The organism is Caulobacter sp. FV2ye17ST (genome assembly GCF_058680955.1).
Window position 1 is genome coordinate 3,438,427 of sequence record NZ_CM178727.1, and the last position, 22,120, is coordinate 3,460,546.

Here is a 22,120-nt window from a genome sequence, read left to right on the forward strand (position 1 = left end):
ATGCGAGGAGTCGAGATGCCCAGGACCGTCGATGCCGAAACCGCTCTGGAGGAGGTCATGGCCTTCCTCGACGCTCCGCCGCTGCCGGGCTCGCCCGAGGACCAGGCCTTCGGCGAGCGCCTGCGTCAGGTCATCGCCGCCTCCATCCCGGCCGCGCCCGATGACGACGAAGACGATGCGCCTGTCCTGGCGCTGAACGAGGATCTGCGGCGCAGGCTGGAAACCGCCGCCCGCAAGCGCGGCGCGGACCATCCGTTTGGCGACCATCCCGATGGGATTGGCCCGACCCTGGGCATGAACCTGGGCAAGCCCTGACCGTCAGGCCGGCTTCTTCAGGCGCACTTGCTCCAGCCGTTCATGTCGAGGTGGAAGTGATCGCGATGCTCGGCGTTGTAGTCGGGGCTCAGGGTGGTCAGGAACACCCGGCACGCGCCGTCGCGCACCCGGCGCAGGAACTGGCCCCTGGGGCCGGGATCGGTCCAGTCGGTCGCCACCATCACCCGGCTGCCGTCGGTCAGCTGGAAGCCGGCCAGGTCGATCGCGTCGGCCAGGGCGTGCTCGCTGACAGGGCCTTCGGTCTTGCCGTACATGCGCCGGCAGGAATAGGCGCCGTAGTGCTCCAGGCCCGTGACGCCCTGGCCCAGAAGCTCATAGGCGGCGGGCTGCACGACCTGGCGCTCCCAGATCGTCAGGGCCAGCGCCTCCTTGCAGACCATCGGCGCATCGGCGGGGATCAGCGGCGCCATGCCGGACTCGATGCGCAGGGCGTCGCGCACCACGCAGAAATCGCCCTCGGTCCGGTCAGGCAGGTCGACATAGGTCAGACCGGCCTTGGCCAGGATCGCCCGGCACAGCTTTGGATCGCGGCCGCTGCGAGCGGCCTTGATGCGAGTGGCCATGCCGACCGGATCGACGACGCTCAGCGTCTTCCACGGCGCATGCTGGGTGGGAAGGGCGCGCTGGGCCAGCAAGGCCATGATCGCCACCAGAATCCACAGCAGCACCAGACCGGTCAGCCGCGCCAGGCGCGTCTGATGTCTGGCGTGGTGCTCGATGCGCGGATGGCGCGGAACGCGATAGGCCATGGGGCGGGGGAGCGCCTTGCAAAGGTTAACGCCGCACCAAGCACGACCGTGACCAGGGGTTCAACCGTCAAACCGCTTCAACGGCACAGATGATAGCGACTGTGATCAAGATGCAGGTGGTCGGCGTGGGCGGCGTTGTAGTCGGGGCTCAGCACCGCGCCGAACACCGCGCAGGCGCCGTCGCGGGCGGCGCGCAGGAAGCGGCCCTCGGGTCCGGGATCGCGGAAGTCGGCCCGCACGCTCACCCTGCGGCCGTCGGCCAGCCGGAAGCCGGCCACATCCAGGGCGTTGGCGCGGGCGTGCTGGCTGGGACGCTCGCCCGGACGGCCGTAGATCGTGCGGCAGGCATAGGTTCCCAGATGGTCCACCCGGGTGAGCGGTGACTGCAGGATCTGGCGCGCGGCGGGCCTCAACACCTGCCGCTCCCACAGGACGTAGCTCAGGGCCATCGGGCAGGTCATCACCGGCGCGGCGGGCGCCAGGCGGCTGGCGAAGCGCACGGTGTCGCGGGTCGAGCAGAAATCCTTCTCGCGCACGGGCTGGTCGCTGAACGCCACGCCGCCTTCGTCCAGGGCGGCGCGGCAGGCGGCGGGATCGGCGGCGATCCGCGACAGCTTGGCCGCCGTCGCCAGACCCAGGGGCTGGTTCAGCGAGAAAGGCTTCCAGGGCAGGTCCTGAGGCGGCGCCAGCCGGTCGACCAGCGCAAGCAGCAGCAGGCCAGCCAGGGCCATGTCGAGCAGGAACGCCCCCATCTCGGCCAGGGCGACCAGATGCGGCGGAACGCGGGGCGAGGGTGGGAACGAGAGGCGCATTATCCTGTGCAACGGCGACGCGGGGGGCAAGGTTCACGGCGCGCACTTGGCGAGACGGCCAGAACAGGGCATCACCGCCAGCCCATGTCCGCAACGCCCGACCACCCCGCCCTGCTCGACCGCGCGCTGCTGCCGCGCTTCGCGCTGCTGTGCCTGGGCATCTGGCTGAACGCGGCCGACACGCTGGTGACGGCGACCATCATGCCCAGCGTCGCGCGCGAGATCGGCGGCTATCAGTATTTCGGCTGGTCGGTGGCGGCCTTCCTGATGGGCTCCATCGTTGCCGGGGCGTGCAGCGGCAAGCTGTCGATCGCCCTGGGCCTGCGGCTGGCCACCCTGCTGGCCGGGATCGCCTATGCGGTGGGCTGCGCGATGAGCGCGCTGGCGCCGGAGTTCATCACCTTCGTGGTGGGCCGGCTGGTGCAGGGCCTGGGCGCCGGCGCGGTCGTGGCGCTGTGCTACGTGGCCATCACCGCCCTCTTCCCCGAAAGCCTGTGGCCGCGCGTCTATGGCGCCGTGGCCGGCGTGTGGGGCGGCGCCACCCTGCTGGGTCCGCTGGTCGGCGGCCTGTTCGCCCAGGCCGGCTTCTGGCGCGGCGCCTTCTGGCTGTTCGTCGCCCAGGCCGTGGTCTTCGTGGTCGCCGTGGCGGTCATGCTGCCCTCGGAAAAGCGCGGCGAGTCGCGCAACCGCGTGCCGGGCCTGCAGCTGACACTACTGATCGTCGGGGTCTGCCTGATCGGACTGGCCGGGGTCGTCGCCTCGCCGGCGGCCGCCATCACCTGCGCCGTGCTGGGCATGGTCGGGATGGCGGCGATGCTGGCGGTCAACCGCGGGACCCGGGATCGCCTGCTGCCCCGCACCGTCTCGGACCTGACCACCGCCACCGGCCTTGGCCTGCTGATCATGTTCGCCTGCGAGGCCGCCGCCATCGGCTTCACCGTCTATGGTCCCGCCTTCATCCAGGCCCGCCACGCCGCCTCGCCCCTGATGGCCGGCTATGTCACCGGCGCCATCGCGGCGGGCTGGACGGTCTGCGCCCTGCTGGTCGGCGGTCTGCCCCCGGCGCGCGAGGGTCTGGCGATCCGGACCGGCGTCGGGACCCTGCTGATCGGCGTGGTCTGGAGCGCCTGGGCCGTCACGCGCGGCGGCCTGGTCGAGACGGGCCTGGCCTTCCTGGTGATCGGCTGCGGCTTTGGCCTGTGCTGGGCCTTCCTGGCCCGGCGGGTGATCGCCGCGGCGCCGGCCGACGAACAGGCCCTGGCCTCCTCGGCCGTGCCCACCGTCCAGCTGATCGGCGGCGCGGCCGGCTCGGCGGCGGCGGGAGCCATGGCCAACCTGCTGGGCTTCGGCCACGGCGTCGAGCCGGCGGCGGCCTATGCCGTGGGACCGTGGCTGTTCGGCGCCTTCACGCCCCTGGCCCTGGTCGCCTTCGCGGCGGCCTGGCGGCTGGGACGGCGTTAGGCGCCCGTCTTCAAGCCGCTGCCGTCAGCATGAAATCAACGTGGACGGCGTCATAGGGAAACACCACCCCGCCGCCGGGAGCGGCTTCCAGCACACCGGCGTCGATCAGGGCGTGGATGTCGCCATGCACGGCCTTCACATCGCGCTCGACCCGGCGGGCGACCTCGCGGATCGATAGGGCGCCCTGCCCCGTCATGGCGCGCAGGATCTCCCAACGCTTGCGGGTCAAGGTGGTCCAGAGCAGTTCGGCCGAGGCAAACGAGATGTGAGCGCCCTGGGCCTCACCAGCGAACGCAGCCAAAGCGCGCTGCTTCAGGTCATCCCGAGAGGCGACGGACAGGGTCACGGTGGTCATTGGGGCCTCCATCGATCAACATCGGTCCAGAAATCCGCCAGCAAGGCGTCAGGCGTGCTGAACCGATAGGGCATTTCCTGGTCACCCAGATGCCGATGATCGCCCTTGCCCGCTTCATTGTCGTAGCGAAGCACGCAGACGCCGCTCACCACATAGGCCAGCGAATATTTCAGGTCGTGGTGAGAGCCTCGCACCGGCTCAGCTACCCGCCAGATCTTGATGGTCGCGAATGCGGCCTCCGCGATCTGGTGGCGCTCCTGCAGAAGAAGCTCAGCTCTCATGTTGGAGAATATGCCAACAGCATCAGCCCGTTGTCAAACACTCCAACAACCCTACGCCTCGACCAGCACCGCGCCTTCCACCAGCTTGACGATGTCGCCCATGATGTCGGTGATCTTGAAGTCCTTGGGCGTGTAGATTCGCGCCACGCCCATCTGCTTCAGGATCAGGGCGTCGGCGTCAGGAATGATGCCGCCCACCACGACCGGGATGTCGCCCAGCCCCTCGGCGCGCATCAGGCGGACGACTTCCTGCACCAGATCCAGGTGCGAGCCCGACAGGATCGACAGCCCCACCACGTGGGCCCGGCTCTCCTTGGCCCGGCGGACGATCTCGTCGGGGGTCGAGCGGATGCCGTCATAGACGACCTCCATGCCGACCGCGCGGGCCCGGGTGGCGATCTGCTCGGCGCCGTTGGAGTGACCGTCCAGGCCGGGCTTGCCGACCAGATAGGTCAGGGTGCGGCCCAGCACCTGCGAGACCCGCTCGACCTCGCGCTTGACCGCCTCGACGTCCTCGGCCTCGCCGGTCGAGACCACGATCGCCACGCCGGTCGGGCCGCGATATTCGCCGAACACCTCGCGCAGGGCGCCGGACCATTCGCCGGTGGTGACCCCGGCCTTGGCCGCCACGATCGAGGGTTCCATGATGTTGCGGCCGGACTGGGCCGCCGCCTTCAGGTCGGCCAGGGCCGCCTGAACCGCGCCATCATTACGCGCCGCGCGCCAGGCCTTGATGCGTTCGACGACGCCGGCCTCGAGGCGCGGGTCGACGGTCTCGATCGAGCTTTCGCCGGCCGACAGGGGCGAGGCCTCGGTGTCGGTCCAGCGGTTGACGCCGACCACGGTCATGTCGCCGGTCTCGACCGAGCGCACCCGCTTGGCGTTGGACGCCACCAGCTGGGTCTTCATGTAGTCGATGGCGTTCTGGGCCCCGCCCATGTCGTCGATCAGGGCCAGCTGCTCCAGCGCCCCCTTCGACAGCTCGGCGACCTTGGCCTCGACGACGTGAGAGCCGTCGAATAGGTCTTCGTATTCCAGCAGGTCGGTCTCGTAGGCCAGCACCTGCTGCAGGCGCAGCGACCACTGCTGGTCGAACGGGCGCGGCAGGCCCAGGGCCTCGTTCCAGGCCGGCAGCTGCAGGGCCCGGCAGCGGGCGTCCTTGCTCAGCGTCACCGCCAGAGCCTCTATCAGGATGCGATAGACGTTGTTCTCGGGCTGCTGCTCTGTCAGGCCCAGGCTATTGACCTGCACCCCATAGCGGAAGCGCCGGGCCTTCTTGTCCTGCACGCCGTAGCGCTCCAGCAGGATCTGGTCCCACAGGCGCGTGAACGACCGCATCTTGCACAGCTCGGTGACGAACCGCACGCCGGCGTTGACGAAGAAGCTGATGCGCGAGGCGACGATCTCGAAGTCCTGCTCGGGCACCTGGCCGCCGGCCTTGACGGTGTCGAGCACGGAAATCGCGGTCGCCAGGGCGAAGGCCAGCTCCTGCTCTGGCGTCGCCCCGGCTTCCTGCAGGTGATAGCTGCAGACGTTCATCGGGTTCCACTTGGGAACCTCCAGATAGCACCAGGCGATCATGTCGCCGATCAGCCGCAGGCTCGGGCCCGGCGGGAAGATGTAGGTGCCGCGCGACAGATATTCCTTGATCAGATCATTCTGCGTCGTGCCCTGCAGAAGCTTGCGATCGGCCCCCTGCTCGTCGGCCAGCGCCACATACATCGCCAGCAGCCAGGCGGCCGGGGCGTTGATGGTCATCGAGGTGTTGGACTGGTCCAGCGGGATCTGGTCGAACAGCTGACGCATGTCGCCCAGGTGGCTGATCGGCACGCCGACCTTGCCCACTTCGCCGCGCGACAGGATGTGATCGGGGTCATAGCCGGTCTGGGTGGGAAGATCGAAAGCCACCGACAGGCCGGTCTGGCCCTTGGCCAGGTTGGCCCGATACAGGCTGTTGGACTTCTCGGCCGTCGAGTGGCCGGCATAGGTGCGGAAGATCCACGGCGCATCTGGCTCGTGCTGATACGGCTTGCCTGACATTCCCGCGCTCCCGACTTATCGTTCTTGATTACCGTCGATAATGAACCCGGTCTTGCTGCGATGCAATATCGCAAAAGCGAAGTGTGAGGGGCGACCCGGCGGCGCACGCGCCACCGGGCCGGTCAAGGCCTCAGGCCAGCTTGGCCAGGGCCGAGGCGATCTTGTCCTTCAATTCCAGGCGCTGCTTCTTGAAATCCTCGAGGACGGCGTCGGCGACCGCTTCGATGTTGGTCTCCATCCGGTGCACGGCGCGATTGACCTCGTGATAGCCCTCAACAAGCTTGGCGAAGTGGGCGTCGCTGGTCTTCAGCGCATGGATGCGGTCGGCGTCCTGGGGAAACTCTTCGTGCAGTTCGTGGGGGGTGTTGCTCATGGCTCAGGACTTCCAGGGAAATTGACGCCCAGCTTGGCGCCGTCCCCATCCTGCGCGGGCGGGCGGAGGCCGGCTTTGCGGTCGATCAATCCCGGCGATCTTCTGGCCCGGCGATCGTCTGCTCAGGCCCGGTGAAACACCGCCGGCCGTTTGGCCATGAACGCGGCGACGGCTTCGGCGTGATCGGCGCTGGCCACCAGCGAGGCCACGTCCGCCGCGCCACCGGCCACGGCCCGCTTGGCCGCCTCGACCGCCAGGGGCGCGCGCGAGGCGATGCGGTCGGCCAACTCCAGGGCGGCGGGCAGCAGCGCCTCCACCGCCTGCACCTGGCTCACTACCCCGTCCGCCAGGGCCCGGGCCGGATCAAAGCTGGCCCCGGTCAGCAGATGCGCCTTGGCCCGCGCCTCGCCGATCAACCGGGGCAGCCGGACCACCGACGCCATCAGCCCGATGTTCACGCCCGAGGCCGCGAAACTGGCCCGGTCGCTGGCGATGCGGATGTCGCACGACAGGGCCAGCTCCAGCCCGCCGCCCAGACACCAGCCGTCGATGGCCGCGATGATCGGCACACGGCACGCCTCGACCCTGTCCATCAGAACGTTGAAACCCAGCACGGCCTCCAGCTGGCCCGCGCCCCGCCCGGCCGCCTCACGCAGATCATCGCCCGCGCAGAACGCGCCGTTGCGTCCCGTCAGCACCACCGCCCGCACGTCAAGATCGGCGTCGATGGCGTCCAGGGCCTCTTCCAAAGCGAGGCGAAGGGCCATGCCCAGTCCGTTGGCCGGCGGCCCGTCCAGTTCCAGCAGGACGATGGCGGCGCGGGGACGGGAGACATGCAGGGTCGGGGTCATGGCCAAGCCTCGCCGATCGCCGGCCGCTTGAACAGCCTTCGCCGCGACAAGGCGACGCTCATGTTGCGTCGCACAAGATTCCGCTTGCCAGTTTCAAACAGTTGTCTCAGCTTAGGCCGCTTCGAGGTCGATTTATCCGCCTCGGGACCAAAAACGACGGGTTGGCGATGGTTTTTTGCCATTTCGACCACCCCGCGCGCAGCCGAGTTGAGCTTTCGAGCGTTGCTGCAACGCCGAAAGAAACGGGGAGTGACATGACGACCACGACGCTTGAGAAGTCGCCTGTGAAGGATCTCTACGAGATCGGCGAGATCCCGCCGCCCTTCCATGTGCCCAAAAACATGTACGCCTGGAGCATCCGCAAGGAGCGCCACGGCAAGCCGTCCACGGCCATGCAGGTCGAAGTCGTTCCCACCTGGGAGATCGGCGAGGACGAGGTGCTGGTGCTCGTGATGGCCGCCGGGGTCAATTACAACGGCGTCTGGGCCGCCCTGGGCGAGCCGATCAGCCCGCTGGACGGGCACAAGCAGCCCTATCACATCGCCGGATCCGACGCCTCGGGCATCGTCTGGGCCGTGGGCAAGAAGGTCAAACGCTGGAAGCTGGGCGACGAGGTGGTCATCCACTGTAACCAGGACGACGGCGACGACGAGGAGTGCAACGGCGGCGACCCGATGTTCTCGACCAGCCAGCGCATCTGGGGCTACGAGACGCCGGACGGCAGCTTCGCCCAGTTCTGCCGGGTGCAGTCGCGCCAGCTGCTGCCCCGCCCCAAGCACCTGACCTGGGAAGAGGCCGCCTGCTACACCCTGACCCTGGCCACCGCCTATCGCATGCTGTTCGGCCACAAGCCGCATGAGCTGCGGCCGGGCCAGAACGTGCTGGTCTGGGGCGCCTCGGGGGGGCTGGGCGTCTTCGCCGTGCAGCTGGCCGCCGTGGCCGGCGCCAACGCCATCGGCGTGGTCAGCTCCGAGGACAAGCGCGAGTTCGTGCTGTCGATGGGCGCCAAGGCGGTGCTGAACCGCAACGAATTCAACTGCTGGGGCCAGCTGCCCAAGGTCAACGGCCCCGAATTCAACGACTACATGAAGGAAAGCCGCAAGTTCGGTAAGGCGATCTGGCAGATCACCGGCAACAAGGACGTCGACATGGTGTTCGAACACCCTGGCGAAGCCACCTTCCCGGTCTCGGTGTTCGTCGTCAAACGCGGCGGCATGGTCGCCATCTGCGCCGGCACCAGCGGCTTCAACCTGACCATGGACGCCCGCTTCCTGTGGATGCGCCAGAAGCGCGTGCAGGGGTCGCACTTCGCCAACCTGATGCAGGCCAGCGCCGCCAACCAGCTGGTCATCGACCGCCGCGTCGACCCGTGCCTGTCGGAAGTGTTCCCCTGGGACGACATCCCCGCCGCGCACGAGAAGATGCTGGCCAACCAGCACCTGCCCGGCAACATGGGCGTGCTGGTTTGCGCCCAGCGTCCGGGTCTGCGGACCTTCGAGGAAGTGCAGGAGCTGAGCGGGGCGCTTTAGGCGCCCCCCTTAGCCTTCAGCGCATCGTGAACTTCGGCGTGACAATGCAGCGGATCGCGCCGTCAAGCACGCCCACCCGCGCCGATCGACCGCCGGTCAGATCGTAGTAGCGTTCCTGTCCGCCGGCCGAGACGCTCAGATAGTCCGGTCCGGTGAACCGACACGCCGGGAACCTGTCTTCGGAGCCGCGCTTCGCGTAGGGCCGGCGCATGCACAGCATGTGTCCGGCCCGGCGCTGGAACAGAACGCCCGCGTAGACCGTCTGGCTCGGCGGCCGCGACGACCTGTAGAACCGCGCCCTGGCTAAGGGCGTACAGGGCGGTCCCGTCATGCTCCAGGCGCTGGCGTCGGCGGCTTTGGCCTGCCTCTGCTCGTTGACGACAAGGACCAGCCCGGGAAGGCAGAGCAGCGTGGCCGTGACCAGCCAAACCGCAGCCGCCGCGACCCGCTTTTTCGCATCGGCCTCAACGCGGATCGCTCTCTGGAACATTGCGCCTCACCCGCCATGGCTGAGACTGAACGCTCTCATACAAAATTACGCGCGTCAATTTTCGATGCTTGCTGCTGGACCGGGTAGTCCGGCGGATGGCCCAAGGCCGTGCAGTAGGCAGCCAGACCCAGCCTTTGCAACAGATCGCAGACGCGCGTGCAGGGGTTTCACTTCGCCAACCTGATGCAGGCGTCGGCCGCCAACCAGCTGGCCATCGACCGGCGCGTGGATTCGTGTCTGTCGGAAGTGTTCCCGTGGAACGACATACCGGCGGCGCACGAGAAGATGCTGGCTAACCAGCATCTGCCGGGGAACATGGAGGTGTTGGTCTGCACTCAGCGGCCGGGTTGCGGACGTTTGAGGAGGTGCAGGAGTTGAGTGGGGTGATGTAGGGCGGGGCTCCTTCTAAAGCCCAAGCTTTTCCTGAAACCGTCGCCGAATCGGGCTTCCCGAATTCAGTATATCGCGCCGTAATTGGCCAATTAGACCCATTGCGAAATCGAGATCTTGCTCAGGAATTTGCTGACTGGTGAACTCCATTGGCTCGTCTTTCTTCTTTGAATTGGCGGAAGACAACCAAGCTTTAAATTCTTTCTCAAAAAACCTGTTCGACCTCGAGATGTTTAGCCATGCGTATGTGCCAGCTCCGAAGCAACCAACGCTGACAATATTATGAGCGATGTCATTCCTGAATCGGTTGGCCGTCTCCAAGGTCTCGAAAAATGCGTCGACCGAGTCTAATTCTGACACAAACCCTTCGCTATACGCTTTTCGCCACTCGCTAAGCCTTTCAGTAAATCCAACAGTCAGCCTCGATCCTCTTTTTGAAGTTCTCGACCTAGCCAGCCAAATATCCAAATCTAGCTGCTGATCTATAAAAGACCAGCTCAAGATAAAGAGCCCGATTTTCATCCCCATTCTCGCCCAAGCGTCGGGAATTTCGTCAACGGATGGCCACGCCAGATCATCTATTGGAAGATGTTGGTGATTTTCCATTAATCCTCCAAATATCGCAGAGAACGATCCAATTCATAGCAGTAGCCACTAGCTAATTCCCGCACCTGACACCTTGCCCTAAACCCCTTGGTGGAACGAGAGCTCTGAGTGAGGGCCTCGTCAAGGACGACGCGTCGCGTCGCCGCGACGCGGCCGCCAGAGGCGGTCCTTGACGAGGCCCTCACTCAGAGCAGGCTGGCTTCCAAGGGTTTCAGGACGCGGCCTGACCGCTGTGAGCGGCCGGTACAGACATGGCAAAAACCAACTTGGCCCACCAAAGTCGCCGGCTCGCGCCTTCGGCGCGTCCGCGACGCCAAGGGTTTGCGGGGCGAGCAGGGGATTGAGGGCGCTCAATCCCCATTCTTTCCGATACAACCGCAAGTCTTTTCAACGGCCTGTAAAATAGTTGATCGCGCCAATCCTCCGCGGTCAAACCGCCCGCATAATGATCCCACCTGACAGCACGGGAAGGGCGCTAGGCCGGCGACCGTAGCGGCTGGCAGGGGTGGTCGAGCGGGAAGCGCCCGTCGGCCGTCGTCGAAGGCCCGATGGGGTTTGGCGGAGCGGATCGGTTCCTGCGGGGAGCCGCCGTGTTGAAGCCAGACCCGGACCGTCGGGAACTCCCTTTGGCGACGCCCGCACGATGCGCGACAGGCATGGGCTGAAATCGCCCATGCGGTCCGGTTGAGGTTCGCTACCTCACCGCCCGCCGGGGGCCTAAGTCGGGAGCGGGTTAAAACCCCGCGCCTCGAAGGCTTCTGGAAGCCGATCACGCGGAGCGTCTGTCTTCGTCGAAACGGTACTTCTACACCCCCTCATCCGGGCGAGGCCCGGACGCTCCGCGACCCTTCCCATCCCCTCGGCGATTTTCGCGCGAGGTCGCTAAGCCATGTCCGCCAGACGCCCCCCCCTCTGCAAGGGATTGGCAATCGCCCCGCGCGGACGCACAGTCCCGAACAAATGTTCGGGGGAGACGCGTGATGGGATTTGCGGGCAAGGCCGGTCTGACGGCCGTGGGACTGGTGCTGGCCGTGGCCGGCGTCGTGGCGGTGCGGACCGCGACCTTCAAGGCCCCGGCCTCGGTCGACGTGGCGGCGGCGAAACTGGCCCCCGGACGCACGGTCGACACCAACAAGGCCGCGGCCAACCTGGCCCAGGCCATCCGCTTCCAGACCATCAGCCACCAGGACCGGGCCGACGACCAGCCGGCCGAGTGGGACAGGCTGCACGCCTGGATGCAGACGACCTATCCCGCCGCCCACGCCGCTATGCGGCGCGAGGTGCTGGCCGAGCACACGCTGGTCTACACCTGGCCCGGCTCGAACCCGGCCCTGCCCCCCATCGTGCTGATGGCCCACCAGGACGTGGTGCCGGTGACGCCGGGCAGCGAAGGCTCGTGGACCCATCCGCCTTTCGACGGCGTGGTGGCCGACAACGCCGTCTGGGGTCGCGGCGCGATCGACGACAAGGGCTCGCTGATCACCCTGTTCGAGGCGCTGGACGGTCTGGCGGCCGGCGGCTTCAAGCCCGTGCGCACCGTGATCATCGTCAGCGGCCATGACGAAGAGGTGCGCGGCGTCGGGGCGCGGGCGGCGGCGGCCCTGCTGAAGGCGCGCGGGGTCAAGGCCCAGTTCGTGCTCGACGAGGGCATGGCCGTGGTCGCCGACCATCCGGTCACCGGCAAGCCCACCGCCATCATCGGCACGGCCGAGAAGGGCTACGCCACGCTGAAGGTCACGGCCCCGGCGGTCGGCGGCCACTCCTCGGCGCCGCCGGAGGAAACGGGGGTCGCGACGCTGTCGCGAGCCGTGCTGGCCATCACCGACAAGCCCTTCCCGATGAAGTTCGCCGGCCCGGGCGCCGACATGCTGAAATCCATCGCCCCCCACGCCTCGCTGCCGGTGCGGGTGTTCGCCGCCAACACCTGGCTGTTCGCGCCCCTGCTGGTGCAGGTCACGGCCAAGACCCCGGCCGGCGCGGCCATGCTGCACACCACCATCGCCCCGACCATGCTGAAGGGCTCGCCCAAGGAAAACGTCCTGCCGCAGGACGCCACCGCCTGGATCAACTACCGCATCGCGCCGGGCGACACCTCGGCCAAGGTCATGGCCCGGGCGAAAGACGCCGTCGGCAAGCTGCCGGTGGAACTGGCCTGGACCAAGACGCCCGACGAGCCCTCGCCGATCTCCTCCACCAGTTCCGACGCCTGGAAGACCCTGGCCGGCCTGGCCGCCGACGAGAGCCAGGCCCCGGTGGTGCCGGGCCTCGTCACCGCCGGCACCGACAGCCGCTATCTCGCCCCCGTGGCCAGCGACGTCTATCGCTTCCAGCCGCTGGTGCTGTCGATCGACGAGACCAAGATGATCCACGGCACCGACGAGCACATCAGCCTGGCCAATGTGGAGCGGATGGTGCGGTTCTATCAGCGCCTGGTCGAGACGGCGGCGGGGCGGTAGGCCCCATCCCCAAAGCGTCGTGAAAAGTCAGCAAACTGGGCTATAAGACCCCCATGCCCGACGACGCCTCGCCTGCTCCCAAATCCGCCCCCAAGTCCGCCCCCGCCGCCCGGTTCGGCGAGGGCTTCGTCATGGACGCCTGGTACGTCGCCGCCCTGTCGCCCGACCTGAAACCGGGGAAGATGGAGCACCGCGAGCTGCTGGCCGAGCCGGTGCTGCTGGGCCGCACGAAAGCCGGCGTCGCCTACGCCATCCGCGACATCTGCCCGCACCGCGCCGCCGCCCTGTCGGCCGGCAAGGTCAGGACCGAGGCCGACGGCGGCGAGAGCATCGAATGCCCCTATCACGGCTGGCGGTTCGGCACTGACGGCGCCTGCACGGCGATCCCCTCGCTCACCGCCGACAGCGACCTGGACATCACCAAGGTGCGGGTGCGCCGCTATCCGGTCTTGGAACAGCAGGGCCTGGTCTGGATCTGGATGTCGTCGGACGCCCGCTTCGACGGCGAGCCGCCCGAGGCCCCGCCGGTCATTCCGGGGATCGTCGGCGGCAAGCCCAAGCTGGTCGATCATCTGGACTATGACATCCATATCGACCACGCGGTGCTGGGCCTGATCGATCCGGCCCACGGCCCCTATGTGCATCAGCAATGGTGGTGGCGCACCACCGCCAGCCAGCACGAGAAGAAGAAGCGCTTCGCCCCGTCCGAGGCCGGCTTCACCATGGTGCGGCACGAGCCGTCCAAAAATTCCAAGGCCTACGCCATCCTGGGCGGCGAGCCCCTGACCGAGATCACCTTCCGCCTGCCCGGCCTGCGCTGGGAGCATGTGACGGTCGGCAAAAAGCAGGTGCTGGCCCTGTCGGCGATGACGCCGATCAACGCCAACAAAACCCGCATGAACCAGATCATGTGGTCCGATCACTGGGCCTTCACGGCCCTCTATCCGATCATCCGCATCGCGGCCCGGGCCTTCCTGCGCCAGGACGGCTATATCGTCGGCGTCCAGAGCCAGGGCCTGCAGTCCAACCCGCCGCTGATGTGGGTGGGCGACGCCGACCAGCAGGCTCGCTGGTACCAGCAATGCAAGCGCGAATGGCAGGCCAGCCGCGCCGAGGGCCGGGCCTTCGTCAATCCGGTCAAGGACACCGTGCTGCGCTGGCGGACCTAGCCCCTCTTCCTCCGCTCTCCCCGGCGACCCGAAGGGCGGCGAAGCCAACGCCGGGGCCCAGATTCATCCTGAGCCTTTGGGGTGATCGCGCCAACGGTCTGACCTGTGTCACAAGCGTGTGCGGGTTCGATCTGGACCCCGGCTTTCGCCGGGGAGAGCGGAGTGGGGATGGCAGGCGGCCTGAAAATCTATGCGACGCGCCTTACCCAGTCCCTCATCACCCTGCCCACAGGCAGGGGTTGGGCGGTGTGTCTCGCCATATCGAGTGTCACCCTCGCCAGCATGGGCCTTTTCGGTTTCTCGACCGGCCTTTACCACCTCACGCCCACTCAGCCGGACCTGCTCCAGCGCATGGCTCTGGTGTTCTTCGTTCCAGCTCTGGGCGAAGAGATCATCTTTCGCGGCCTGCTCGTGCCGACGCTGCACGAAAAGACAGAGGCTGTCTGGCCAATCCGGATTTCAGTGACGCTCTACGTCTTCTGGCATGTCCTTGAAGCCCTGACGTTCCTTCCCGCCGCCGCGAGCGTATTTCTGCGACCCGACTTTCTGGTCTGTTGCGCATTCCTCGGACTTGGTTGCGCCATCATGCGGCACATAACCGGCTCGCTGTGGCCGGCGGTCCTGCTGCACTGGGCGCTGGTCGTGGCGTGGCAGACCTGGTGGGGCGGGGTCAGCGCGCTGGGCTGAACCCGGCAAAGTAAAGCCCGCCTGGTCGGGGGAACGACCAGACGGGCTCGTGCTTGGAGCGCGGTGAGGGACGGAAGCCGCGCTCCAGACCTCTATGACTTAGGCGCGGTAGACATAGGCGCTGGAGACGTAGCCCACGCCGACGCCGTCCTGGCCGACCAGGATCCACTTGCCGTCATCGGTGCGGCCCAGAGCCTGGAAGGTCTGGCCGGCGGCGACACCGCCCACCTTGGCGCCGCGGGTTGAGGCCGAGGCGCGCAGGTTCAGGTTGGAGCGGGCGACATACTTGCCCTTGATCTGGGTCACCGGCTGGGCCTGGACCGAGTTGGCGAAGCGCACGCCGTCATACTTGTAGGCGCCGCCGACAGCCTGACGGGCGTCCTTCTTCTGCATCTTGCAGCCGACATAGGAACCGGCGCCCGCGCCGACCACGGCGCCGATGGCGGTGCCCGTGCCCCGGTCGTTCTTGGCCAGGTTGCTGCCGGCCACGGCGCCCAGCAGGGCGCCGATCACGGCGCCGCCTTCCTGCTTCTGGCCCGAGGCGTTGCAGCCGACCACGCCACCCAGGCGCTGCTCGACGGCGAAGGCCGACGGGGCCGAAACCAGGGTCAGGGCGCTGGCCGAAGCGGCCAGGGTCAGGGCGATGGTCTTGAAGGTCTTGAGGCTGGTCATGTCGATAGTCCTTGTCCCGGTGGAATATGTCCGGGGTCATCAACCCCGTGAGACAGACCATGACAGGGTGAAGCTGAACGGGGTCGGCGACCGCGCGGACAGATTTCGTTCATGTTGAAAAAACGTCGCCCCGCACAACCCCACGAGGCGCCGCCTTGCTCACCCTTGGGTTCTGGCTAGGGTGCGCCCGCCATTTCAGTCGCCCGGGGCCCCATGTCGTTCCAGTCCAGATCCGTGACGCTTGCGCTCAGCCTGGCCGCCCTTGCCGCCCTGTCCGGCTGTGACAAGCTCCCCGGCGCCGCCAAGCCGCCGGCCGAAGCGGCCAAGCCTGTCGCACCGGCGACGTCCGCCGCTGCGCCGGAGCCAGAGCTGCCGCAGTTCGACCTGTACGCCCAACGTGACGAGGAGCGCCTTATCGAGGCCAAGTTGCTGAAGGAATTGGGCCAGCCGGACGCGCGCAAGGGTCCGACCCTGACGCTGCAACACAACGGCCAAGCCAGCCTGACCGTGACCGACGACGAGGAAACCTACAGCCTGCTGACGCGTGTCTTTGAGGTGCCGACCGTCCAAGGCATGCAGACCGTCTACGAGGTCGTCACGTCCTATTTCGCTGCGCCCGCCGACTACGTGCCTATCAGCACCTTCTATGACAAGCGAGGCGTCGAGATCGAATCTGCCGAAATCGGTCAGTGGCGGGGCGCCGTGCTCGCCATTTCGGCCCAGGCCGAGACCCTTGAGGCGGACGACGACCCCCGCGCCCGCACCGAGCTGCGCGACTGGTCGAGCAAGCCGCACCGCAGATTCGAGTTCAAGTCGCGCTGCCTGACCACGGAGTGGGTCAGCGACACCGAGATCAAGGGTTACTGCCTGCGTCCGGCCACCGAGGAGGCCAATCCAGGCATGGAGCTGACAGGCTACGGCGAAGAGACCCCGGCGGTCTTCACGCGCGTTGGACCCAACGCCTGGCGGGTGCGGGAACTGAGCGTACCCAAGGCCAAGCTGCGCAACTTGCCGGACAACCCGCCGACCGCCTATGACGAGACGGTCAAGGGCGTGGCCTATACCGGGAACCAGTAGTCGCGACGTCTTCCCAGGGGCTCATCCCATAAACCTCCGTCATTCCCGCCCTTGTGGCGGGAACCCCTGATTCAGCGGACACGTGAAGCGCAAGCGAAGTGCGCGCGCACTTCGCCCCTCCCGCACCTGCGGCGGACAGAGGGGTTCCCGCCACAAGGGTGGGAATGACGGTGGAGTATGGAGATAGGGGGCGCCCAATCCCCGTTCTTGCCGAAACCGAGTTCAACGAAATCAACGCTCTATAAAATAGTTGATCGCGCCAATCCTCGGAGCTCAAACCGCCCGTATTCTTGGTGCTGTCCCCGTCGCAGGGGGAGGCGCCTGGATCCGGCCCAACAGCGGCGATGGGGATGGAGCTGAGCGGGGCCGCGCGGTCACGCGGCGAGGACGAAGGTGGTCTGTTCGTTGGATAGATCCGGGACCACCGGAAGGCTCGTCGGAGGAACAGCGCGGAGCAACAGGGCGAGGGATCGTAAACCCGCCTATCGCGCATCGTCGGGGGTCGAGACGGTTAGCCGATTGACCTTGGTGCGCGCCCGTACGGGGGCTCTTGGGTATCAGAGCTGAAAGACGCTCGCTTGGCCCGATCCTCACGCAAGAACAGCTTCTGCGAAGCGGACAGGTCGAGCCGAAACGCACAAAACACATCACGGTCATCCGGGTTCGCCCCGGCCGCTTCGCGCCTCCCCAACCCCTTCAGTGGCTCATGCCGCGTGAGGCTGAGAGCCCGTGTCGTCTCCCTTCCCCCTTTGATGGGGGAAGGGCGGGGATGGGGGTGACCCCGCCAGACGATTTCACACCGTCGGAGCCATATCCTGAACCGCTGTCACCCCCATCCCCAACCCTTCCCCCATCCGCCGACGGGAAGGGGGAAGAAAGCCAATGAAGGAGAAAACCGGCGCCCCTAAGCCCCCAGGGCGTAGGGCCCGCTCTTGTCGAGGGCCGTCTTCCACGCCGGGCGGGCGTGCATGCGCTCGATCCAGGCGGCCATGTGCGGATACTCCGGCAGCTTGCCCATGGCCTTGGCGACCTCGGGCACGAAGCTCATCTGGATGTCGGCGCCGGTCAGACCGTCGCCGACGAAGAACTGGCGGCCGGCCAGGCTGTCATTAACGAAGGCCAGGTGGTTGGAAATCTCGGACTGGATGCGCGGCTGCAGCGGCGCGCCGCCCTCGCCCAGCCGGCCGACATACATGTTGAGCATCAGGGGCAGCATGGCCGAGCCCTCGGCATAGTGCAGCCACTGCTGATAGCGGTCGTAGTCGGCGCTGGCGGGATCGGGCGCCAGCCGACCTTCACCGTGACGGCGGATGACATAGTCGATGATCGCGCCGGACTCGATCACGGTCAGGTCGCCATCCACGATGACCGGCGACTTGCCCAGCGGATGCACGTCGGTCAGCGACGGCGGGGCTAGGCGGGTCTTGGCGTCGCGGGTGTGGAACACGATCTCGTAGGGAACGCTCAGTTCCTCGAGAAGCCACAGGATGCGCTGCGACCGGGACTCGTTGAGGTGGTGGACTTTCAGCATGTTTCTTCCCCGTTTTGTGGTTTTATGCTGCGCTGCGGCATTGCTCGCAGGTGCGAAAAGAGCCAGAGTGAAAGAAAACAACTGTTTGGCGCAGGGGAGCAAGTCATGACCGCAACGGTCGCCCAGGATAATATCTCGATCGTTCTGCCCGGCCTGACGGGCCTGCTGCGCGAGGCCGCCACGGCCGCCCAGGCCTTCGTCGACAAGGCCCATCCGGTCGTGAAGGCCAGGATCGCCCGGCCGGACGGCAAGGTCGATCGCAAGCTGGCCGATCTGGAGCAGCACGTCGTTCACGGCTTCGGCTGGTACGCCTCCTATGCCGAGCTGCTGAACCAGGTGGCCGGCTGGGCCGAGCGCCTGGAGGCCAGCGGCCGCTTCACCGAGATCGAGGCCCTGCTGGCCCAGCTGCTGTTCGCGGAATACGGCGTCCAGCTGGCGACCGGCATCGCCATGAACCAGGGCGAGATCATCCGCCCCGGCGACCTGACCCCCGATCGCGCCAGCCTCGACCTGCTCTCGGCCCCGGCCCTGATCACCCTGACGACCCAGGGCGGCGGTCAGGCGGTCAAGACCGCCATCGCTCGGCGCCTGGCCGAAGCGCGCGGCCGTCCGACGCTGGAAAACACCGGCCTGGACGAAACCTTCGAGATGATCCGCGACCAGTTCCACGCCTTCGCCGAGGAAAAGGTCACGCCCTTCGCCCACGAATGGCACCTGAAGGACGAGCTGATCCCCATCGAGCTGGTCGAGGAACTGGGCGCCCTGGGCGTGTTCGGCCTGACAATCCCCGAGGAATATGGCGGCAGCGGCATGGGCAAGACCGCCATGTGCGTGGTCTCCGAAGAGCTGTCGCGCGCCTGGATCGGCGTGGGCTCCCTGGCCACCCGGTCCGAGATCGCCGGCGAGCTGATCCTGACGGGCGGCACCGAGGCCCAGAAGCAGTATTGGCTGCCGCGCATCGCCAGCGCCGAGATCCTGCCCACCGCCGTCTTCACCGAACCCAATACCGGCTCCGACCTGGGAGCCCTGCGCACCCGGGCGGCGCTGGAGGGCGACCGCTATGTGGTGACCGGCAACAAGACCTGGATCACCCACGCGGCCCGCGCCGATGTGATGACCCTGCTGGTTCGCACCGATCTGGCCACCACCGACTATCGCGGCCTCTCCATGCTGCTGGCCCCCAAGCCGCGCGGCGTCGAGGGCGACGACTTCCCCGCCCAGGGCATGAGCGGCGGCGAGATCGGCGTGATCGGCTATCGCGGCATGAAGGAATATGAGCTGGGCTTCGACGGCTTCACCGTGCCGGCCGAAAACCTGCTGGGCGGGGTCGAGGGCCAGGGCTTCAAGCAATTGATGGCCACCTTCGAGAGCGCCCGCATCCAGACCGCCGCCCGCGCCGTGGGCGTGGCCCAGTCGGCGCTGGAGGTGGGCCTGTCCTACGCGATGGACCGCAAGCAGTTTGGCCAGGCGATCTTCGAATTCCCCCGCGTCGCCAACAAGCTGGCGATGATGGCGGCCGAGATCATGGGTGTGCGCCAGCTGACCTATTTCGCGGCCGCCCAGAAGGACGAGGACAAGCGCTGCGACGTCGAGGCCGGCATGGCCAAGCTGATCGCCGCCCGCGTGGCCTGGGCCGCGGCCGACAACGCCCTGCAGATTCACGGCGGCAATGGCTTTGCGACCGAATACGTCATCAGCCGCGTGCTGGCCGACGCCCGCATCCTCAACATCTTCGAGGGCGCTGGCGAGATCCAGGCCCAGGTGATCGCAAGGCGGCTGCTGGACGGCGGGAACTAGGCTGGCCAGCGCCTGACGCCCCCTCCGTCACGATGCGTATTCGCATCGCGCCACCTCCCCCGCACGCTTCGCTACGGGGCAGGAGAAGAACAGCCTTACCCTCCTGCCCCGTGAAACGGGGGAGGTGGCGCGGCGCCGATAGGCGACGTGACGGAGGGGGCGTCCCGGCGCTTGCGGCGTGCACAGGCATCAGCTTAGCCTGCGCCCGCACCCAAGGACGCATCATGATCGCCACGACCCGCCGCACCGCCCTGATCTCCGCCCTGGCCACCGGCGGGCTCGCCGCGTTCGGCGGATCCGCCCGGGCCCGGGAAACCGGCTCGGTCGCTGCGGCGGTCGACCAGTACGCCCAGCAGGTCATGGCCGCCTTCCCCGACCAGCCGGGACTGGGCGTCGCCGTGGTCGAGAACGGCCAGATCACCCTGGCCAAGGGCTATGGCGTCAAGCGCTTGGGCTCGCCGGCCAAGTGCGACGAGAACACCGTCTTCGGCATCGCCTCCAACACCAAGGCCATGACGGCGGCGGCCCTGGCCATGCTGGTCGAGGACGGCAAGGTCGAGTGGGACGCGCCGGTCACCCGCTACCTGCCGGACTTCGCGATGAGCGACCCGGTGATCACCAGGCTGATGACCGTGCGCGATCTGCTGGTCCACCGCAGCGGCCTGACGCTGGGCGCGGGCGACCTGATGATCTGGCCCGCCCCGACCCACACCCGGGCCGAGATCGTCGCGGGGCTGAAATACCTGCCGATCGGGAGCCAATTCCGGGGCGGCTACGCCTATGACAACGTGCTCTACGTCGCCGCTGGCGAAGTCGTCGCGGCCGTCACCGGCAAGCCGTGGGAAGACTTCATCAAGACCCGGATTCTCGATCCGCTGGGCATGACCGACACGGTGACCACCCCGGCCCAGGTCGACAAGTCCCGCCGGGCCGAGCCGCACTGCCGCCTGGGACCGCCGGTGCGCGGCATGGGTCCGCAGACCGTCCTGCCCTTCGATGACAGCTTCGCCTCGGCCGCCGCCGCGGGTGGGGTCAATACGACGCCGGCCGACATCGGCAAATGGATGCGCGTGCAGCTGGCCCTGGGCGCCCTGCCCGACGGCAAGCGCCTGTGGTCCGAGGCCACCGCCCGCGAGATGTGGAAGCCGCAGACCATCACGACATCCAGCGATGGCCCGACGGCGGAAAACCCCGCGCGCCCCTCGATGCAGGCCTATGCCCTGGGCTGGTTCGTGCAGGACCATCGCGGCGAGCGCCTGCTGTGGCACACCGGCGGCCTGGCGGGCTTCATCTCCTATACGGGCCTGCTGCCCGGCCGGAAGTCGGGCATCATGGTGATGACCAACGCCGAGGAAAGCCCGGTGCTGCGCGCGTTGCGCTTTGGCGGTCCCGACCGCCTGCAGGGCCGCAGCGACTTTGACTGGATCGCCTCCAGCAAGCGCGTCCAGGCTGAAAACGACGTCCAGATCGCCAAGGACGCCGCCGACGCCGCCACACCCAAGGGCGGCGGCAAGCCGCCCAGCCTGCCGCTCGACGCCTATGTCGGGGTTTATCGCGATCCCTGGTACGGCACGGTCACGATCGGAAAAGCCAAGGGCAAAAAGGCGAAAGGCCTCACGGTCTCGTTCGACAAGACCCCGGCCCTGCAGGGCAGGCTGGAGCTGTTCGACGGCGAGACCTTCAAGACGGTCTTCGACGACCGCACCCAGGAGGACGCCTTCATCACCTTCGACGTCGAGAACGGCGCGGTGAAGTCAGCCCTGGCCAGGGCGGTCTCGCCGCTGGCCGACTTCTCGTTCGACTATCAGGACCTGCGGCTGACGCGGTTGCCCTAACGGGGTCGCCAGCCCTCGGCGATGGCCAGGATCTGGCGGTCCATGGCGGCCGACATTGCCGAGGCGTCGCCCTTGCCGCCGGTATTGGCGGCCATCCGGTAGTTCCAGGCATAGGCGGCCTTGAGCACGTCGATGGCCACCTGCTGATCGAGATCGGCCCGAACCTCACCGCGCCTTACACCCTCTTCGAGCACGTCGCGCAGCATGTTGGTCAGGCGCAGATTGCGGCCGTAAGGCGTGACGCCCGGATCGACGCTTGGGCTGTAGGAGGCGGCGATATGGGCGAGAAACAGCTTCACCCGCCGGGTCTCGAACTCGTAGTGGATCGCGAAGATCGAGCACAGCCGGTCGGCGGTCGAGCCGCGCAGATACGGCAGGACACGGTCAAATTCGATATAGAGATCGGTGAGGCGGTGCTCCATGACATGGCTGAGCACCTCGGCCTTCGAGGCGAAGGTCGTGAAAACGCTGCCGACCGAGACACCCGCCCGCTCCGCGATGGCGCGGATGGTGGTTTCCTCGTAACCGACGTCGTTGAACAGGTCGCGAGCGGCCACCAGGACCTTCTCACGCGTCGCCTGCTTCTGGTCGTCTCTTACGCCCAAGCCCGTCCCCCTCGAACA

21 protein-coding genes and 2 pseudogenes are annotated in these 22,120 nt (G+C 67.2%); 10 read left to right on the forward strand and 13 right to left on the reverse strand.

The window, feature by feature from the left end; translation table 11 throughout:
- Positions 1–15: 15 nt before the first annotated feature.
- Complete coding sequence (locus tag ACW17V_RS16390) at positions 16–315, forward strand: hypothetical protein (protein ID WP_492106119.1); 300 nt, start codon at positions 16–18, stop codon at positions 313–315.
- Between the two features lie 17 nt (positions 316–332).
- Here ACW17V_RS16390 and ACW17V_RS16395 read toward each other — a convergent pair whose 3' ends face one another.
- Both ACW17V_RS16395 and ACW17V_RS16400 read right to left on the reverse strand, forming a co-directional pair.
- A complete protein-coding gene (locus ACW17V_RS16395) occupies positions 333–1,085 on the reverse strand; it encodes an extensin-like domain-containing protein (RefSeq protein ID WP_492106120.1) in 753 nt (250 codons plus the stop codon).
- 77 nt (positions 1,086–1,162) lie between these two features.
- Positions 1,163–1,897 carry an extensin-like domain-containing protein gene (locus tag ACW17V_RS16400; RefSeq protein WP_492106121.1) on the reverse strand — a complete coding sequence of 245 codons (735 nt, stop codon included), beginning with the start codon at positions 1,895–1,897 and terminating at the stop codon, positions 1,163–1,165.
- Between the two features lie 84 nt (positions 1,898–1,981).
- Between ACW17V_RS16400 and ACW17V_RS16405 the strand changes: the two genes are divergently transcribed.
- Complete coding sequence (locus ACW17V_RS16405; protein ID WP_492106122.1) at positions 1,982–3,358, forward strand: MFS transporter; 1,377 nt, start codon at positions 1,982–1,984, stop codon at positions 3,356–3,358.
- 10 nt (positions 3,359–3,368) lie between these two features.
- On the opposite strand, the gene ACW17V_RS16410 is transcribed toward ACW17V_RS16405, so the two are convergent.
- From ACW17V_RS16410 to ACW17V_RS16430, 5 genes are all read right to left on the reverse strand, one after another.
- Positions 3,369–3,713, reverse strand: a complete 345-nt coding sequence (locus ACW17V_RS16410) for an HVO_A0114 family putative DNA-binding protein (protein ID WP_492106123.1) — start codon at positions 3,711–3,713, stop codon at positions 3,369–3,371.
- Positions 3,710–3,994, reverse strand: a complete 285-nt coding sequence (locus tag ACW17V_RS16415) for a toxin-antitoxin system TumE family protein (protein WP_492106124.1) — start codon at positions 3,992–3,994, stop codon at positions 3,710–3,712. Before ACW17V_RS16415 ends, ACW17V_RS16410 begins: the two co-directional genes overlap by 4 nt.
- A 51-nt stretch (positions 3,995–4,045) precedes the next feature.
- Positions 4,046–6,034, reverse strand: a complete 1,989-nt coding sequence (locus tag ACW17V_RS16420) for a methylmalonyl-CoA mutase family protein (protein ID WP_492106125.1) — start codon at positions 6,032–6,034, stop codon at positions 4,046–4,048.
- A 130-nt stretch (positions 6,035–6,164) separates the two neighbouring features.
- A complete protein-coding gene (locus ACW17V_RS16425) occupies positions 6,165–6,407 on the reverse strand; it encodes an HP1242/YdcH family protein (protein ID WP_492106126.1) in 243 nt (80 codons plus the stop codon).
- 122 nt (positions 6,408–6,529) lie between these two features.
- Entirely contained in the window at positions 6,530–7,258 is a 729-nt protein-coding gene (locus ACW17V_RS16430) for an enoyl-CoA hydratase/isomerase family protein (protein ID WP_492106127.1), read from the reverse strand.
- A 254-nt stretch (positions 7,259–7,512) separates the two neighbouring features.
- Here ACW17V_RS16430 and ccrA point away from each other — a divergent pair, with 254 nt between their 5' ends.
- A complete protein-coding gene (gene ccrA, locus ACW17V_RS16435; protein WP_492106128.1) occupies positions 7,513–8,787 on the forward strand; it encodes a crotonyl-CoA carboxylase/reductase in 1,275 nt (424 codons plus the stop codon).
- Positions 8,788–8,803: 16 nt separating this feature from the next.
- Here ccrA and ACW17V_RS16440 read toward each other — a convergent pair whose 3' ends face one another.
- On the reverse strand, positions 8,804–9,277 hold the full coding sequence (locus tag ACW17V_RS16440) for a hypothetical protein (protein ID WP_492106129.1): 474 nt from the start codon (positions 9,275–9,277) through the stop codon (positions 8,804–8,806).
- A 147-nt stretch (positions 9,278–9,424) separates the two neighbouring features.
- Here ACW17V_RS16440 and ACW17V_RS16445 point away from each other — a divergent pair.
- Positions 9,425–9,669 (forward strand): annotated as a pseudogene (locus tag ACW17V_RS16445) (crotonyl-CoA carboxylase/reductase); the annotation flags it as partial.
- 13 nt (positions 9,670–9,682) lie between these two features.
- Here the strand turns inward: ACW17V_RS16445 and ACW17V_RS16450 are convergent.
- Positions 9,683–10,273, reverse strand: coding sequence for a hypothetical protein (locus ACW17V_RS16450; RefSeq protein WP_492106130.1), 591 nt, complete (start codon positions 10,271–10,273; stop codon positions 9,683–9,685).
- 980 nt (positions 10,274–11,253) lie between these two features.
- Between ACW17V_RS16450 and ACW17V_RS16455 the strand changes: the two genes are divergently transcribed.
- The 3 genes from ACW17V_RS16455 (at position 11,254) to ACW17V_RS16465 (ending at position 14,585) form a co-directional block, all read left to right on the forward strand.
- Positions 11,254–12,729 (forward strand): M20 family peptidase, encoded by a 1,476-nt coding sequence (locus ACW17V_RS16455; RefSeq protein WP_492106131.1) that lies wholly within the window; start codon positions 11,254–11,256, stop codon positions 12,727–12,729.
- A gap of 53 nt (positions 12,730–12,782) precedes the next feature.
- Positions 12,783–13,898, forward strand: a complete 1,116-nt coding sequence (locus tag ACW17V_RS16460) for a Rieske 2Fe-2S domain-containing protein (RefSeq protein ID WP_492106132.1) — start codon at positions 12,783–12,785, stop codon at positions 13,896–13,898.
- 168 nt (positions 13,899–14,066) lie between these two features.
- Positions 14,067–14,585, forward strand: coding sequence for a CPBP family glutamic-type intramembrane protease (locus ACW17V_RS16465; RefSeq protein ID WP_492106133.1), 519 nt, complete (start codon positions 14,067–14,069; stop codon positions 14,583–14,585).
- Between the two features lie 99 nt (positions 14,586–14,684).
- Here the strand turns inward: ACW17V_RS16465 and ACW17V_RS16470 are convergent, their stop codons facing one another.
- Positions 14,685–15,257, reverse strand: coding sequence for an SH3 domain-containing protein (locus ACW17V_RS16470; protein ID WP_492106134.1), 573 nt, complete (start codon positions 15,255–15,257; stop codon positions 14,685–14,687).
- Positions 15,258–15,470: 213 nt separating this feature from the next.
- On the opposite strand from ACW17V_RS16470, the gene ACW17V_RS16475 reads away from it, so the two are divergent.
- Entirely contained in the window at positions 15,471–16,334 is an 864-nt protein-coding gene (locus ACW17V_RS16475; RefSeq protein WP_492106135.1) for a hypothetical protein, read from the forward strand.
- Between the two features lie 37 nt (positions 16,335–16,371).
- Here the strand turns inward: ACW17V_RS16475 and ACW17V_RS16480 are convergent.
- Both ACW17V_RS16480 and ACW17V_RS16485 read right to left on the reverse strand, forming a co-directional pair.
- Positions 16,372–16,532, reverse strand: a pseudogene (locus ACW17V_RS16480) (hypothetical protein); the annotation flags it as partial.
- 706 nt (positions 16,533–17,238) lie between these two features.
- The gene (locus tag ACW17V_RS16485) at positions 17,239–17,865 is read right to left on the reverse strand and encodes a glutathione S-transferase family protein (RefSeq protein ID WP_492106136.1); all 627 of its coding nucleotides are present in this window, start codon (positions 17,863–17,865) and stop codon (positions 17,239–17,241) included.
- A 105-nt stretch (positions 17,866–17,970) separates the two neighbouring features.
- Between ACW17V_RS16485 and ACW17V_RS16490 the strand changes: the two genes are divergently transcribed.
- A complete protein-coding gene (locus tag ACW17V_RS16490; protein ID WP_492106137.1) occupies positions 17,971–19,662 on the forward strand; it encodes an acyl-CoA dehydrogenase family protein in 1,692 nt (563 codons plus the stop codon).
- 224 nt (positions 19,663–19,886) lie between these two features.
- Positions 19,887–21,497 (forward strand): serine hydrolase, encoded by a 1,611-nt coding sequence (locus ACW17V_RS16495; protein ID WP_492106138.1) that lies wholly within the window; start codon positions 19,887–19,889, stop codon positions 21,495–21,497.
- On the opposite strand, the gene ACW17V_RS16500 is transcribed toward ACW17V_RS16495, so the two are convergent.
- Positions 21,494–22,102: a TetR/AcrR family transcriptional regulator gene (locus ACW17V_RS16500; protein ID WP_492106139.1), complete on the reverse strand. Its 609-nt coding sequence runs from the start codon at positions 22,100–22,102 to the stop codon at positions 21,494–21,496. The genes ACW17V_RS16495 and ACW17V_RS16500 overlap by 4 nt on opposite strands.
- Between the last annotated feature and the right edge of the window lie 18 nt (positions 22,103–22,120).